General features: G+C 75.0%; 11 protein-coding genes and 2 pseudogenes. 7 read left to right on the forward strand and 6 right to left on the reverse strand.

What is annotated here, in order from left to right:
- The first annotated feature begins 152 nt into the window (after positions 1-152).
- The gene (locus VKZ81_RS26320; protein WP_324244379.1) at positions 153-1,214 is read left to right on the forward strand and encodes a 3-deoxy-7-phosphoheptulonate synthase; all 1,062 of its coding nucleotides are present in this window, start codon (positions 153-155) and stop codon (positions 1,212-1,214) included.
- On the opposite strand, the gene VKZ81_RS26325 is transcribed toward VKZ81_RS26320, so the two are convergent.
- The 3 genes and pseudogenes from VKZ81_RS26325 to VKZ81_RS35230 all read right to left on the reverse strand — a co-directional run.
- Complete coding sequence (locus VKZ81_RS26325; RefSeq protein ID WP_324244380.1) at positions 1,211-1,702, reverse strand: hypothetical protein; 492 nt, start codon at positions 1,700-1,702, stop codon at positions 1,211-1,213. The two genes, VKZ81_RS26320 and VKZ81_RS26325, sit on opposite strands and share 4 nt — an antisense overlap.
- 295 nt (positions 1,703-1,997) lie before the next feature.
- Positions 1,998-3,145 (reverse strand): annotated as a pseudogene (locus VKZ81_RS26330) (RNA polymerase sigma factor).
- Positions 3,146-3,244: 99 nt separating this feature from the next.
- Positions 3,245-3,628, reverse strand: a pseudogene (locus tag VKZ81_RS35230) (YciI family protein); the annotation flags it as partial.
- On the opposite strand from VKZ81_RS35230, the gene VKZ81_RS26340 reads away from it, so the two are divergent.
- The 5 genes from VKZ81_RS26340 to VKZ81_RS26360 all read left to right on the forward strand — a co-directional run bounded on the left by VKZ81_RS26340 (position 3,579) and on the right by VKZ81_RS26360 (position 9,455).
- Positions 3,579-3,851, forward strand: a complete 273-nt coding sequence (locus tag VKZ81_RS26340) for an ArsR/SmtB family transcription factor (protein WP_324244381.1) — start codon at positions 3,579-3,581, stop codon at positions 3,849-3,851. The pseudogene VKZ81_RS35230 and the gene VKZ81_RS26340 sit on opposite strands and share 50 nt — an antisense overlap.
- 12 nt (positions 3,852-3,863) lie before the next feature.
- Positions 3,864-4,256: a VOC family protein gene (locus VKZ81_RS26345; RefSeq protein ID WP_324244382.1), complete on the forward strand. Its 393-nt coding sequence runs from the start codon at positions 3,864-3,866 to the stop codon at positions 4,254-4,256.
- A gap of 783 nt (positions 4,257-5,039) precedes the next feature.
- Positions 5,040-6,053, forward strand: a complete 1,014-nt coding sequence (locus tag VKZ81_RS26350) for a hypothetical protein (protein ID WP_324244383.1) — start codon at positions 5,040-5,042, stop codon at positions 6,051-6,053.
- 103 nt (positions 6,054-6,156) lie between these two features.
- Positions 6,157-7,962: a dynamin family protein gene (locus tag VKZ81_RS26355; RefSeq protein WP_324244384.1), complete on the forward strand. Its 1,806-nt coding sequence runs from the start codon at positions 6,157-6,159 to the stop codon at positions 7,960-7,962.
- A complete protein-coding gene (locus VKZ81_RS26360; protein WP_324244385.1) occupies positions 7,959-9,455 on the forward strand; it encodes a dynamin family protein in 1,497 nt (498 codons plus the stop codon). Before VKZ81_RS26355 ends, VKZ81_RS26360 begins: the two co-directional genes overlap by 4 nt.
- Positions 9,456-9,459: 4 nt before the next feature.
- On the opposite strand, the gene VKZ81_RS26365 is transcribed toward VKZ81_RS26360, so the two are convergent.
- Positions 9,460-12,096 (reverse strand): helix-turn-helix transcriptional regulator, encoded by a 2,637-nt coding sequence (locus VKZ81_RS26365; RefSeq protein ID WP_324244386.1) that lies wholly within the window; start codon positions 12,094-12,096, stop codon positions 9,460-9,462.
- Between the two features lie 201 nt (positions 12,097-12,297).
- Positions 12,298-12,966, reverse strand: coding sequence for a hypothetical protein (locus VKZ81_RS26370; protein ID WP_324244387.1), 669 nt, complete (start codon positions 12,964-12,966; stop codon positions 12,298-12,300).
- A 193-nt stretch (positions 12,967-13,159) separates the two neighbouring features.
- On the opposite strand from VKZ81_RS26370, the gene VKZ81_RS26375 reads away from it, so the two are divergent.
- The gene (locus VKZ81_RS26375) at positions 13,160-14,950 is read left to right on the forward strand and encodes an Hsp70 family protein (RefSeq protein WP_324244388.1); all 1,791 of its coding nucleotides are present in this window, start codon (positions 13,160-13,162) and stop codon (positions 14,948-14,950) included.
- A gap of 15 nt (positions 14,951-14,965) precedes the next feature.
- Here VKZ81_RS26375 and VKZ81_RS26380 read toward each other — a convergent pair whose 3' ends face one another.
- A complete protein-coding gene (locus VKZ81_RS26380; protein WP_324244389.1) occupies positions 14,966-15,163 on the reverse strand; it encodes a MerR family transcriptional regulator in 198 nt (65 codons plus the stop codon).
- Between the last annotated feature and the right edge of the window lie 236 nt (positions 15,164-15,399).

Below are 15,399 nucleotides of genomic sequence, written 5' to 3' on the forward strand. Positions count from 1 at the left end.
CCGTGCAGCGGTTCTACTTCTGGTTTAGCCGACCGGCCCGGGAGGGGTCGGCGGGCGAACCGCTGCGCTGACCTTCCACCCCGAGCCGGATCCCCGAGCCGGCTCGGCGGTTTCTCGACGAGCGCGGCTCGACCGACACAGAGAGCGCCGTCATGACCCTCACCGCCGTCCCCGCACTGGACGAGCACCGCACCACCCGGATCAGCCCGCTGCTGTCGCCGTCCCTGCTGCGCCACGAGCTCCCCGTCGACGCGACGGTGGCGGAGACCGTCACGAGATCGAGGGCCGAGGTCGTCGACATCCTCGACGGCCGCGACGACCGCCTGATCGTGGTCGTCGGGCCCTGCTCGATCCACGACCCCGACGCCGCGATGGACTACGCCCACCGGCTGGCGGAGCACTCCGAGCGGGTCGCGGGCGAGCTGCGGGTCGTCATGCGCGCCTACTTCGAGAAGCCGCGCTCGACCGTGGGCTGGAAGGGCCTGATCAACGACCCCGGCCTGGACGGCACCTACGACGTCAACCGGGGCCTGCGCACCGCGCGCAAGCTGCTGCTCGACGTCACGGCGCTCGGCCTCCCGGTCGGCTGCGAGTTCCTCGACCCGATCACGCCCCAGTTCCTCGCCGACGTCGTGACGTGGGGCGCGATCGGCGCCCGCACGGCCGCGAGCCAGGTGCACCGCCAGCTGTGCAGCGGGCTGTCGATGCCGGTCGGCATCAAGAACCCCACCGACGGCGACGTGCAGGTCGCGGTCGACGGCGTCCGCGCCGCCGCGGTCAGCCACGTGTTCATGGGCATCAACCGCGACGGCCTGGCCGCCCTGATCACGACGTCGGGCAACCCGGACTGCCACGTCATCCTCCGCGGCAGCACCAGCGGCCCGAACCACGACGCCGCCTCCGTGGCCGACGCGCTCGACCGGCTCCGGGCCGCCGACCTCCCCGCCCGGCTGATCGTGGACGCGAGCCACGGCAACAGCGGCAAGGACCACGTGCGGCAGGCGGGCGTCGTGCACGAGCTCGCCGAGCGCATCGGCGCCGGCGAGGAGGGCATCACCGGCGTGATGATGGAGAGCTTCCTCGTCGGCGGGCGCCAGGACCTCGGCCCGAACATGACGCGGGGCCAGAGCATCACCGACGCCTGCATGGACTGGGACACCACGGCCGGGCTCCTCGACGAGCTGGCCGCTGCGGTCTCCGCCCGGCGGGGCTAGTCGCCGCGCAGCGCGGTCGCGGCGAGGGACTCCAGCTCCGCCGCGACCGCCGCGCGCCCGACCGGCTCCGCCTGGGCGTTCACCACCGTGGTCCCGTCGCGCCGCGAGGCGTAGTGGTGCCCGGTGAACCGCACCCGCCGGTACGGGCCCTCCTCCCGGGACAGCTCGGTGACGTTCCCGGTGCCGTGGGTGTCGACGAGCCGGTGGAACTTCCGCGCGCTGCGGGTGTCGGGCATCTCCACCCACGACACCGCCACCAGCACCACGCCGCGCTTGCCGTCCCGCACCTCGAACCACGCGCGGTGCAGCGCCACGCAGGGGTGCTCGCGGAAGAACTCGCGCACCTTCCCGTAGGAGTGCGCGGCGCAGTCGTCGGTGGTGTCGAAGCGCTGCTCGACGCGCACCGCCTGGCGGAGCAGGCGCAGCCGGGCCGCGTTCGCGTCCCGCCGGCGGGCCTGGCTGCTGGCGCGGAGGCTGCTCGCGCTCACGGTGACGCCGCTCCCCCCGGCCGCCGCGGTGCCGGCGACGGTCGCCGTTCCGCCTGCTCCGATCGCAACGGTCAAGACGATGGCGAGGAGGAGACCTCCGCCCTTCCCCTTCGCCTTGTACCCCGGACGCCGCCGACCTTCATCATCCGTCCACCAGAAGTCGGGCTTGTCCGCCATGATCACCCCCCGTCTCAGCGGGCGGCAGCATATGACCGGGATCACCCGATCGTGCGGACGAATCGCCGAAGCGGATTCGATCTCCGTGACGTTTCCCGAGCCCCGTCACGCGGACGGCTCAGCCCTCCACCTCCGCCAGCCGGCGGGTGAGGAAGCGGCGTTCGGCGTCCGACTCCGTCAGCGCCAGCGCCTTCCGGTACTCCTCGGCCGCTTCCTCCCGCCTGCCCTGGCGGCGGAGCAGGTCGGCGCGGGTGGCGGGCACCATCCGGTAGCCCGCCAGCTCGTCGCCGACCTCGTCGACGAGGGCCGGCCCGGCCGCGGGCCCGTCCGCCATCGCGACGGCGACGGCGCGGTTGAGCCGCACCACCGGCGAGGGGGTGAGCTGCGCGAGCCGTCCGTACAGCGCCGCGATCTGCGGCCAGTCGGTGTCGGCCGCGCGGGCGGCGCGGGCGTGGCAGGCGGCGATGGCCGCCTGCACCTGGTAGGGGCCGGGTGCCCGGCGGCGCAGCGCCGCGTCGAGGAGCGCGAGCCCCTCGGCGATCTCGTCCCGGTGCCACCGGGCGCGGTCCTGGTCCTGCAGGGGCACGGGGTCGCCGGCGTCGTCGAGGCGCGCCGCCCGCCGCGAGTGCTGCAGGAGCAGCAGTGCCGTCAGCCCGAGCACCTCGGGGTCGTCGGGCATGAGTCCCGCGAGGGGGCGGGCGAGGCGGATCGCCTCGGCGCACAGGTCGTGCCGCACGAGCTCCGCCCCGGCCGCGGCCGCGTAGCCCTCGTTGAACAGCAGGTAGACGACGCCGAGCACGCCCGCGATCCGGTCGGGCAGCAGGTGGTCGGGCGGCAGCCGGTGCGGGATGCCCGCCCGGCGGATCTTCCGCTTCACCCGCACGATCCGCTGCGCCATCGTCGCCTCCGGCACGAGGAACGCCCGCGCGATCTCCGGCGTGGTCAACCCGCACAGCGTGCGCAGCGTCAGCGCCACCCGGCCTTCGAGGGACAGGGCGGGGTGGCAGCAGGTGAAATCAGGCGGAGCCGTTCGTCGGGGATGGCGCTCTCGTCGCCCGGGTCCGCGGGCCCGGGCAGCGTCGCCAGCTCCCTGAGCTTCGCCGCTTCGATCTTGCTGCGCTTGAGCCGGTTGAGCGCCGCGTTGCGGGCGGCGGTGGTGAGCCGCGCGCCGGGGTTGCGCGGCACGCCGTCGCGCGGCCGGCGGGCCAGCGCCTGCGCGACGGCGTCCTGCGCGCACCCCTCGGCGAGGTCCCAGTCGCCGGTCATCCGGATCAGCGTGGCGACGACGCGGCCCCACTCGTCGCGGAACGCGGCGGCGACCGCCGCCTCGATGGCCTCGTCGAGATCGGCGCACTCCAGCAGGTCGAAGCCGAACACCTGCTCCTTGGTCTCGGCGAACGGACCGTCGGAGATCATCACCTCAGCGCCCCGCACCCGCACCGTGGTGCTGTCCGACGGCGGACGCAGGCGGTTGCCCACCAGCCGCACGCCGCGCCCGTCCATCTCGCTCACCCAGTCCTCGATCGGGTAGCCCGTCTGGTCCTCGGCGCGCCCTCGTCGCCCTCGTAACCGCAGATCAGCAGCAGGTACTGCATCGTCGGTCCCTCTTCGTCCCGGTCGGTCACCCCTACGACAACCGGGAGGGACCGAAATCGACACCCGCTTGACAGGCAAGTCGTCACTTGCATATAAAGGCGTCGTGTCCGACGCGCTCTTCAAGGCGCTCGCGGATCCCACGAGGCGGACCATCCTCGACGAGCTCACCGAGAAGGACGGCCAGACGCTGTTCGAGATCTGCGGGCGGCTGTCGATGAAGCACGGGTACGGCGCATCGCGGCAGGCCATCTCCCAGCACCTCGCCGTCCTGGAGGAGGCCGGACTGGTCACCACCCGCCGCGAGGGCCGCTACAAGTTCCACCACCTCGACACCACCCCCCTGCGCTCGATCGTCGAGCGCTGGCCGATCGACTAGAGGGAGCCTGCGATGCTCACCATCAACCTGACGAGCGTGCTCGTCGACGACCAGGCCAAGGCGCTGGCCTTCTACACCGACGTGCTCGGCTTCGTGAAGAAGACCGACGTCCCGATGGGCGGGGCGCGCTGGCTCACCGTCGTCTCCCCCGCCGCTCCCGACGGCGTCGAGCTCGTGCTCGAACCCGACTCCCACCCGGCCGCGAAGGCCTTCAAGGAGGCGCTCGTCGCCGACGGCATCCCGTTCACGTCGTTCGCCGTGGAGGACGTGCAGGCCGAGTACGAGCGGCTAGCGGCGGCGGGCGTGCGGTTCGTGCAGGGGCCGACCGACCTGGGCCCCGTCGTCACCGCGGTCTTCGACGACACCTGCGGCAACCTCGTCCAGATCGCGGCCCAGAAGGGCTGACCCGCGGCGGCGTGCGCGGGCGAACCGGTGTGCAGCGGCGACCTCGCGCCCCACCACGTCGCCCACCGCTCGATCGCGCCGTGCCGCCCCAGGGCGGCGCGGACGTCCTCGTCGGAGCGGAACCGGGAGGAGGGCGTCGGCCCGGGCCGGCCCTCCACGAGCTCCCCGCCCCCACAGCCGCACCGCCGGCGGGGCGCCAGGACGCGCACGATCTCGGCGAGCGCCGCGTCGAGGTCGGCGTCGGCCACGTGCAGCAGCGTGCTCATCGTCCACCCGCCTCGAACGCGCCGTCGGCGGACGGGAGCTCCAGCACGGACGCGACCCGCACGTCGAGGCCGATCTACCGGCAGTGGGCCACGCGCCAGGTCGACGCCCGCGCAACCCGGCCCCGCCGCCGCGAACGCGGTGGCGTCGCGCCCGGGGCCCGCGCCGACCTCGACCACCGACCGGCACCCCTCGGCCCGCAGCGGCTCGACCACCGCCGCGCGCCGCGCCACGCGCTCCGAGGCGAGCTCCCGGCGGATGCGCTCGGGCACCGCGCCGTCGTCGTACGCGGCGAGGTCGCGCTCCCGCCGCCTCCGGACGGTGTCGTCACGCCCGCAGCGTGCCGGCCCGCCGGCGCGCCCGATCCCCCAATCCCTCATCCCCCAACGCCCCCTCGACCCCACAAGAACGCAGGCCGGTTGCTCGGCCGATCCCGGATGTCCGAAAGCTCGGTCGCTCCTAGCTTTTCCTCACATCGCCGGAGCGCGAATCGGAAAACCGGATCGAGGAGACGATCAAATGACCTCCGTTACCAACATCGCCGACCTGCTCGAGGCCCTGCGGCAGTGGCTGCTCGCCAACCCGAACGGCGATCTGCAGGACTTCGCGGCCGAGCACGACACGACGCCGCAGGAGCTCGCGGAGACCTGGAACAACTTCTTCGCCCACGCCGACTTCAGCCGCAACTACAACCTGGACACCGCGCAGGCGGGCGCGCAGGGCGCCACCCAGGCCGCGACCCAGGCGGCGGCGCACTCCGCCCCCGCGTACGTGCCTTCCTCGCCTCCGCCGTACCACGCGAGCCCCGAGGAATACGTGCAGTACCTGAAGCAGGAAGTGCACAACTACCAGCAGTTCACCACGATCAACAACATCGAGGACAATTCGATCAACACCCAGATCCTCGCCGGCGGCGACGTCGACCTCGACATCGACCAGAACCGCGCCGAGGACGGTGGCGTGGTCATCGACGACAGCGAGCTGGACGACGTCAACCTCAACACCGGTGACGTGGGTCCGGGTGGCGTGCTGCAGCAGGGCGAGACCAACCAGGCCGCCACCGGGGACGAGAACGTGCTGCAGGCAGGCGACAACAACGTCGGCAACACCGGCGACATCACCGCCAGCGACGGCAGCTCGGTCGCGGTCGGCGGCAACGCCAGCTCGATCGGCAGCGGCATCGACAACTTCGGCAGCGGCCAGCAGGCCACCAACGTCGCGGTCGGCGACAACAACAAGCAGGCCAACCAGCAGCAGGACAACGACAGCGAGGTCACCGTCGGCGACACGAAGGGCGGGACCGCGACCGGTGGCGCCGGCGGCGACGCGACCGGTGGCGCGGGCACCGGCGGCGACGGCGGCGACGGTGGCGACGGCGGGGCCGGCTTCCCGTTCGGCGATGGTGACGGCGGCGACGGCGGGGCCGGCGGCGCAGGCACCGGCGGTGCCGCGACCGGCGGCGCGGGCGGCGACGCCGACGCGAGCGCCGACGTCGACATCGACACCGGCAGCGACCAGAGCATCGACTTCTGATCGCCGCCCGGGGTAACGCCCGGGACCCGACGGACCGACTCAGCACCTTCGGAGGGGTGCTGGGTCGGTCGTTCGTCGTGGCGTGTGTTCACGAGGGGGAAGCGTGGCGCTGTCGGATGCCATCCAGCTCGTCGACCTCGCCCGCAGGGCGACCGAGGCCTACGGGCGCCCGGACCTCACGGCGAAGCTGAGCCGGACCCGTGAACGGCTGACCGACCCGAACGTGCGGGTGCTCGTCGTGGGCGAGTTCAAGCAGGGCAAGAGCCTGCTGGTCAACTCGCTCGTGTCGGCGTCGGTGTGCCCGGTCGACGACGACGTGGCCACCTCGGTGCCCACGATGGTGCGCCACGCCGAGTCGCCGACGGCGGCGCTCGTCCGGGAGCCGTCCGGCGGCGGGGAGCCGGAACGGACGCCGATCCCGATCGGGGAGCTGGCCGCGCACGTCTGCGAGTCCGGGAACCCGGACAACCGGCAGCGGATCTCCTACGCCGAGGTGGGCCTCCCCCGGGCGCTGCTCGCGGGCGGGCTCGTGCTCGTCGACACCCCGGGCGTCGGCGGCCTCGGCTCCGCCCACGGCGCCGCCACGATGGCGGCGGTCGCAGGCGCCGACGCGGTCGTGTTCGTGTCGGACGCCGCGCAGGAGTACACCAGGCCCGAGCTCGACTTCCTGGCCTCCGCGATGCAGATGTGCCCGAACGTCGTCGCGGTCCTCACCAAGATCGACCTCTACCCGGAGTGGCGGCGCATCGCCGAGCTCGACCGCGCGCACCTCGCCCGCGCGGGCGTCACCACCGAGCTGATCCCGGTCTCGTCCGAGGTGCGCCAGCTGGCGCTGCGCACCAAGGACAAGGCCCTCAACGAGGAGTCCGGCTACCCCGCGCTGGTCGGCTACCTGCGCAACCAGGTGCTCGGCCAGGCCGAGCGGCTCGCGCGCCGCGCCACCGGCCAGGACGTCGTCGGCGTCTGCGAGCAGCTGACCGCCACGATGCGCGCCGAGCTCGCCGCGCAGGAGACGCCGGAGCGGGCGCACGAGCTCGTCGCCCGGTTGGAGAAGGCGAAGGCCGCCGCCACTCAGCTGAAGGAGCGCACCGCGCGCTGGCAGGTCACCCTCAACGACGCGATCGCCGACCTGACCTCCGACATCGACCACGACCTGCGCGACCGGCTCCGCACGGTGCTGCGGGAGGCCGAGACGCTCGCCGAGGACGCCGACCCGGCCGACATCTGGGACCAGCTCGCGAAGTGGGTCCAGCAGCAGGTCACCGTCGCCGCGTCGGCCAACTTCGTCTGGGCGAACGAACGTGCCACCGCGCTCGCCCGCCGGGTCGCCGCCCTCTTCGCCGAGGACGGGCAGGTCGAGCTGCCCGCGCTGCCCACCGCGTCGGTCGGGCCCGCGCCCCGGGTGGCGGCGCTCGAGACCCCGCAGATCCAGCGCATGACGTTCGGGGAGAAGGCGCTGAGCGGGCTGCGCGGCGGCTACGGCGGCGGGCTGATGTTCTTCATGCCGCTCAGCCTCATCCCCGGCCTGGCCATCGCCGCGCCGTTCGCCGCCGTCGGCGGCGCGCTGCTGCTGGGCAGCAAACAGGTCCGCGACGAGAAGAAGCGGGCGCTGCAGCGCAGGCAGGCCGAGGCCAAGACGGCCATCCGCAAGCACATCGACGAGGTGCAGTTCCAGGTCGGCAAGGACTCGCGCGACCTGCTGCGGCGCACCCACCGCACGCTGCGCGACCACTTCACCGCGCTCGCCCAGGAGATGCAGACGTCGATGGGCGAGTCGGTCGCCGCGGCGCAGAGCGCGCTGAAGGCGACGCAGGCCGAACGCGACACCCGCATCGGCGACCTCAAGGCCGAGCTCGAACGCGTCGCGCACCTGGCGAACCGGGCCCGCGCGCTGATGGAGGCGTCGTGACGGCGCCGGCGGGCGGCTCGCCCCGGCTGCGGGAGGCGGTCCGGACCGTCCTGCGGCAGGCCGTCGAGACCTACCGGGACAGCCCACCGGCGCTGCGCTGGTTGCGCCACCACCTCGACCGCTACGACGAGCCGCTGCGGCTCGCCATCGCGGGCAAGGTGAAGGCGGGCAAGTCGACGCTGCTCAACGCACTGGTCGGCGAGGAGATCGCCCCGACCGACGCAGGCGAGTGCACCCGGGTGGTCACCTGGTACCAGGACGGCCACGCCCCGGCCGTCACGCTGTACCCGCGCAGCGGGCCGCCCCGCCGGCTGCGCATCGCCCGCGACGAGGGCGCCCTGCAGATCGACATGGGGGTTCCCGCCGAGACGGTCGACCGGCTGGAGGTCACCTGGCCGTCGGCGAGCCTGCGGGCCACCACGCTCATCGACACCCCCGGCATCGCGTCCCTCTCGCTGGACGTCTCCGCCCGCAGCGAGCGGTTCCTCGCCCCGGAGGACGCGCCGACCGCCGCCGACGCGGTGCTGTACCTGATGCGCCACCTGCACTCGGCGGACGTGCGGTTCCTCGAGTCGTTCCACGACCAGGGCGTGGCGCGGGCGGCGCCGGTCAACACCGTCGCCGTGCTGTCGCGCGCCGACGAGATCGGCGTCGGCCGCATCGACGCGCTGCGCTCGGCCCGGGTGATCGCCGCCCGCTACCGGGCGGACGAGACGCTGCGCGCGTTCTGCCAGACCGTCGTCCCGGTCGCGGGGCTCATCGCCGTCACCGGCCGCACGATGCGGCAGGACGAGTTCGCGTCGCTGTCGAAGCTCGCGGCGATGCCGCCCGAGAAGCTCGACGCCCTGCTGCTCACCGTCGACCGCTTCGCCACCGCGGAGGACGGCGTCGAACTACCCACCGCCACCCGCGCCAAGCTGCTGGAGCGGTTCGGCCTGTTCGGCCTGCGCCTGTCCACCACCCTCATCCGGCAGGGCGTCGGCGACGCGTCGACGCTCGCGGCGGAGCTGGTGCAGCGCAGCGGCCTCGTCGAGCTGCGCGAGGTGCTGGCCACCCAGTTCTCGCAGCGCCGCGACCTGCTCAAGGCCCGCTCCGCGCTCATCGCGCTCGACCTGGTGCTGCGCCGCGAGCCCCGGCCCGCCGCGGCCCCGCTCGCCGTCGAGGTCGAGCGGATCCTCGCCGGCGCGCACGAGTTCGTCGAGCTGCGGCTGCTGTCCGACCTGCGCGGCCGGGTGGTGCGGCTGCCGAAGGAGCAGGCAGAGGAGGCCGAGCGGCTCATCGGCGGTGCGGGCGGCGCGGCCCACCAGCGGCTCGGCCTGCCGCCCGAGGCCGGTCCCGACGAGCTGCGCGCCGTGGCGCTCGATCGGCTCTCGGCGTGGCGGCGCCGCGCCGAGAGCCCGCTGTCGAGCCGGGCCGCGGCGAACGCCGCGCGCGTGGTGGTGCGCAGCTGCGAGGGGATGCTCGCCGGGCTCGGCCAGGGCCAGGACGGCTGAGGGCTCAGGACTGCGGCGACGACTGCGACTGCGTGGCGCCGCCCTCCCCGACCAGCATGCGCAGGTGGGCGAAGAGCTCACCGCGGCTGCCGGAGCCGAGCCGCTGCCGCATCCGGGCGACGTGGTTCTCCACCGTCTTCGCCGAGATGAACAGCTGCTCGCCGATCTGCTTGTAGGTGAGGCCGGACAGGACCAACTCGGCGACCTCGCGCTCCCGGCCGCTGATCGAGCCGATCGCGCTCGCGGCGGGCCGCTGCTCCGGGACCTTCGTCGTCCGGCGTGCCGGAGCCGCAACCCGCCCCGACTCCGCGGGGGCCGGGGCCGGCGCCTGCTCGTTCCCGCCCTGCAGCGCGCGGGCGCAGCCGAGCAGCGCGTTCATGCTCCTGCGGTCCCGGCAGCGGATCGCCGCCTGGCTGGCCAGCCGGCCGCCCTCCCAGCTCAGGCCGGCCGCGTGCAGGCCGCGCGCCGCGGCCTCCACCGCCTCGGCGTCGACGTCGCCGGAGAGGCTGCGCAGCCACTCCCGGCCGGCCGTGGCCACGGCGGTGGCGTACCGGCTGGTGGGCGCCATGGCGTCGAGCGCGGCCGCGTGCCGCTGGGCGACCGCGCCCGCGTCGGAGCCGATCGCGGCCTGCAGCCCCGACCAGTGCAGCGCCACCGCCCACAGCGGCGGGTTGCCCAGCCGGTCGAGCAGGGCCTCCGCCTCGTCCAGGTAGGGCTGCACCCAGCCCTGCTCGTTCAGCCGGGCCGCGCCGACGACGAGCTCGCCGAGCGGCTGCAGCGAGTACAGGTCGACGGGGTGGCGCACGATCGCCTCGCGGGCCCGGCGCCACCCGGTGAGCAGCCCGGCGAGGTCGCCCGCCCGCCGCGCGAGCCCGACCTCGAGCGCGGCGGCCAGCAGCTCGTCCCGCGGCTCCAGCCGGCCCGCGTCCGACGCCGACTGCAGCAGCGAACGCGCCTGCGCGCTCGCCCCGCGGTGCATCGCGACCAGCGCCTGCAGCAGCAGGTGCCGTGCCGCGACGACCCGCCCGCCCAGCTCGGCGGCGACCGCCTGGCCGAGCACGGACTGGGCGACGTCCAGCTCCCCGCAGTGGATCGCGACGAGGGCGGCCAGCGCCGCGGGCGTGTCGGGCAGCAGCGCCGCCCGGCCGGACGCCTCCAGCAGCACGGCCGCGCGGGTGAGCGCGGACAGCGCCGCGGTGGGCGTGCCCGCGATCGTGTCGTGGATGCCGCGGGCGAGAAGGGCTTCCGCGCCGGCGAGCACCGTGGGCGGTCGACCAGGGCCGCCCGAGGCCGCCTCCAGGACCTCCCGGGCCTCGTCGAGCGCGCCGATGCCGATCAGCGCGGGCACCGCGAGCAGGGACGGCCCGCCGGACGGCCGCGTGGCGAACCACCGGTAGAGCTCGGCGCTGCGGCTCAGCATTCCCCGGTGCGCGAGCACCGCGGCCGCCACCGCCACGGCGCGCCGGGTGGCCTCGCCGTCCACCGCGTCCGGTTCGGCGAGCACCTGGTCGGCCCGCCGCAGCGCGGCGTCCAGGTCGCCGACGAGCATGGCGGCCTCGGCCCGCCGGGCGGCGAGCTCGAGCGGTGGCGCGCCCGCGTCGACCGCGGCGTCGAACAGGTCGGCCGCGACGGGCATGCACTCCCGCAGCGCCTCGTCGCCCGCGCGCTCGAACGCGGCGGCCACCCGCGTGCCGGTCGCCCCGCTGCCGATCAGGCCGCGCGCGGCGCCGAGCACGCTCCCGCCGGCGTCGAGCTGGATCTCCGCCAACCGTCGCTGCAGCACCACCCGGTGGGAGGCGGGGACGGTCCGCTGCAGCGCGTGCCGCACGAGCGGGACCACCGCCCCGTCGGGTGCCATCAGCCCGGTGGCGGCGGCCCGGTCGAGCAGGTCGCCCACCGCAGCGGGCGCGACCTCCAGCAGGCGGGCGAGCACCTCGGGGTCGAGCGGGGCGCCGATCGTGCGGCCCAGGAGCAGCTCGCGGACCGCGACCGGCTGGGCGTCGATCTCGTAGCCCAGCTGGCGGATCACCGCGGGCGGCGGCTCGGAGGCCGACCCGAGCCGGTCGAGCGCGCGCTCGTCGCGCAGCCCGACGAGCAGCCGGTCGACGAGGTCGGGCAGGCCGCCCGTCTGCTCCGCCACGAGGTCCACCAGCTCGGCGGTCGGCCGCTCCCCCAGCAGCAGGTTGGCCCGGGCGGCGACGCCGGGCCGGTCCAGCGGCCCGAGCACGACCGGCCCGCGGCCCGTCCCGAACTCGGCGGCGAGCGAGGCGAGCACCCCGCTGCGCGGCCACGGCCGGTGGGCCAGCACGACCCGGGCCTCGGGGGCGGCGGACCAGGCCCGCACGCGCTCCAGGCTCGCGTCGTCGAGCTGGTGGGCGTCGTCGACGAGCAGCGCGACGTCGGGGGCGAACTCCTCGTCGGGCCCGGGCACCTCGCGCCGGACCGCGACCCCGGCCGCCTCGTAGAGCGCGCCGAGCGCGCCGAGGAGCACGCTCTTGCCGCTCCCGCCCGGCCCGACGACCACCGCGCGGCGCGGCGCGGCGGGTGAGGAGGCGACCTCCCGGTACAGCCGGCGAGCGGCGGGCGCGCCCGCGAGCGCGCCGTCCGAGCCTTGGCTCTCGGCCTTCCCGGCAGACGTCACGGTCCGGCCACTCGTCTGCACCGCGGCATGCCTCCCGTGTCGATGCCGTCGCCGTACCTGACGCACTGTCGCTGCGGGCCCGGATGGCCCGCTCAGGTTAGCGAGCCGACCAGCTGGGAAGAGACGTCCGAACGGCCGCTGATACACACCGCGCCCGGTGTAGCGACTCGCGCTCCGGGGCTACGGCGTTAACCCGATCCGTCAACCCACCGCGAACTCGTCGCCGGGGTCGTCGGTCGCCGGGTCCGCGCCGGGCCCGGCCCCCTCGGCGTCGTCGAACGGCGTCTCCGGGGGGTCCACCGCCACGAACGGGTCGTCCGCGTCGAGGTCGGGCTCGTCGCACTCCGCGAGGAGCGGCCCCGGCTCCCCGGGCGCGGTGTCGTCCGGCGCCTCCGCGGCGGCCGGGGCGTGCCCGGCGTCGGAGTCGAGATCCGCGTCGAGGTCGCTGTCGAGGTCGCTGCCGAGGTCGCTGTCGAGGTCGTCGAGATCGGCGCCGGCGAGATCTGCGTCCTCCGGCTCGGCGGCGGGCTCCACCTCGTCCAGCCCTGGATCCTCGCCGAGGCCGGTGTCGACGGCGGCGAGCGTGTCGTAGCGGACGACGTCGAGGCGCCCGTCCTGGGCGAGCTCGCGCAGGTAGCGGTCGGCGTGCTCCTCGGGCGTCTCACCCGGCTGCGGTGCCGGCGGGGTGAGCGCGGGCGCGTCCGCCGTGGAGAAGTCGGCGCGGAGGTTGTCCAGGAAGATCGGCATGAGCTCGGCGACCTCCACCGCGCTGAACCCGTGCGCGTGCGCGATCACGGACGGACTGGTCCCGGGGTTGTCCAGGATCATCCGCGTGACCTCCCAGATGGAGGCGCCCGGCTCGGCAGACACGTGAGCAACCCTACGAAGTCGATGGCGGCTCGCAATCAGGGATGCGACGAGTCACGGCGCGGCCGTGGAGGCGGCCCCGGGGCCCTCCCGCTTGGGGGGTTTGGGGGATCCGACGGCGACTTGCCCGGCGGGGGATGACCGCGACCGGCCCGGGCGTGGACCCTCCGATCGACACGCGAGGGGGCACCGCACCATGACCTACCAACTGGGGATCGACCTCGGGACGACGTACACGGCGGCGGCCGTGTCGCGCGCGACGGGGCAGCAGCACGCCGACCCGGAGATGGTGTCGCTGGGCGACCGCTCGGTGCAGGTGCCGTCGGTGCTGTACCTCGCCCCCGACGGGTCGGTGCTGGTGGGCGAGGCGGCCGAGCGGCGGGTGGCCACCGACCCGGACCGGGTGGTGCGCGAGTTCAAGCGCCAGATCGGCGACGAGATCCCGCTCGTGGTCGGGGGCAGGCCGTACCCGGCGCACGAGCTGGCCGCGACGCTCGTGCAGTGGGTCGTGCAGCGGGTGGCCGAGCGCGAGGGCGCCCCGGCCCGCCGGATCGCCCTGACCCACCCCGCCTCGTGGGGGGCCCACAAGAAGGAGCTGCTGCAGGGCGCGCTCGCCGCGCGCGGGCTCGACGTGACGTTCCTGGCCGAGCCGCAGGCCGCCGCGCTCAGCTACGCCGCGTCGGAGCGGGTCGAGCACGGGTCCACGATCGCCGTCTACGACCTCGGCGGGGGCACGTTCGACGCCGCGGTCGTCCGCAAGAACGGGACGTTCACGCTGCTGGGCCACCCGGAGGGCATCGACCGGCTCGGCGGCGTCGACTTCGACGACGCGGTGTTCGCGCACGTCCGCGAGGCCGTCGGGGAGGCGTTCGACGAGCTCGACCCGGCCGACGACACCGTGGTGGCCGCGGTGTCTCGGCTGCGGCGCGAGTGCAAGGAGGCGAAGGAGGCGCTCTCGGCCGACACCGAGGTGCGGATCGCCGTCCTGCTGCCGGGGCTGCAGACCGCGGTGCGGCTGACCCGCGGCGAGTTCGAGGCGATGATCCGCCCGCACCTCGAGGAGAGCGTCGACGCGCTGCACCGCGCGGTGACCTCGGCCGGTCTGTCGCCCGCGGACCTGACGGCCGTGCTGCTGGTGGGCGGTTCGTCGCGGATCCCGCTCGTCGCCCAGCTGGTCTCGGCCGCGTTCGACCGCCCGGTGGCGGTCGACGCCGACCCGAAGAACGCGATCGCGCTCGGCGCCGCCCTGTCGATCTCGCCGCGGCCGGAGACGTGGCCCGCCGCGCACATCCCGCCGGTGGTCGCGTCGCCCCCGGCCGCGGCACCGACCCAGCCGGTGCCCGAGCCGGTCGCGCCGACGCAGCAGCTGGACCCGGCCGTGACCCAGCAGATGGACCCGCCGCGGCCGCCGGTGCCGACGCTGTCGCCGAGCACGTCGCCCCCGATGCCCGCGCCGAGCGGCGCGCGCCGGCCGGCCATCGTGTTCGGGGCGGGCGGCTTGCTGGTCGCCGCCGCGCTCGGCGCCGCCCTGCTGTACGGGCCGGACGACCCGGCGCCGTCCCCCACCAGCGAGACCGTCACCTCCGCGGTGCCGGTCCCCCAGACCACCGAGCTCCCGCCCGTGCCGGGGGACGCCGCACCGGCCGCCGTCGACCAGGGCGGCGACGCGGCCCGCCCGCAGAACCAGGGCGGCGGCCCCGCGCGTCCGCAGAACCAGGGCGGGCGGCCGCCCGCCGGCGGCGGGGGCAGGACCGAGGAAGAGCGACCGACGACCACGACCACCACCACGACGGAAACCACGACCACCACGACGGAAACCAGCCCGACCGACGAGCCGCCCGGCGAGGGCGCTGGAGGCGGCACGGGCACGGACGGCGGCGGGAACGGCGAGCCACCGGACGGGCAGGGCCAACCGGAGGGGCAGCAGGGGGGCGAGCCGGCGCCCGGCGGCGGCCCCGAGGGGGGCCCGCAGGCCCCGGTCACGTAGCCCGAGGCGGCGTGGTCAGCGTGACCCGCGTCGCTCCGCCGCGATCCGCCGCAGCTCCTCGCGGACCCGCTCGACGTTCCACCTCGCGTGCCCGCCGATCGACTCGAGGTCCGGGGTGAGCAGCCCGTCCTTCCGGTACTTCTGGATCGTCCGCGGCGCCAACCCCAGCGCACGCGCCAGCTCGGCGGTGGACACCAGGCGCGGCTCGGACACATTTCGACGGTAAACGCAGGTAGATGCGGCCGCTGCTGACTGTGCGGCCTATGCTTTTATTGCGCGTCATGCGGCTTTTACGGCATCCTGCCGTTCATGGCGTTCTGGATGACCGAGGTGCCGGGGGGCGGGTTCGCGATGGGTGAGGCGCCGGACGAGGCGCAGGCGCGGGTGGAGATCGCGCGGTCGCAGGGGCGGGCGTCGGTGGTGTTCCACGAGCGGTCGGGCCGCTACCG

The sequence above is a fragment of the Pseudonocardia sp. genome (assembly GCF_035305885.1).
GTDB lineage: Bacteria > Actinomycetota > Actinomycetes > Mycobacteriales > Pseudonocardiaceae > Pseudonocardia.

Excerpts from the sequence above, each read along its gene's own strand:
- VKZ81_RS26350 (WP_324244383.1), top strand. The coding sequence starts at position 5,040 with ATGACCTCCGTTACCAACATCGCCGACCTGCTCGAGGCCCTGCGGCAG.
- VKZ81_RS26320 (WP_324244379.1), top strand. The coding sequence starts at position 153 with ATGACCCTCACCGCCGTCCCCGCACTGGACGAGCACCGCACCACCCGG.
- VKZ81_RS26375 (WP_324244388.1), top strand. The coding sequence starts at position 13,160 with ATGACCTACCAACTGGGGATCGACCTCGGGACGACGTACACGGCGGCG.
- VKZ81_RS26345 (WP_324244382.1), top strand. The coding sequence starts at position 3,864 with ATGCTCACCATCAACCTGACGAGCGTGCTCGTCGACGACCAGGCCAAG.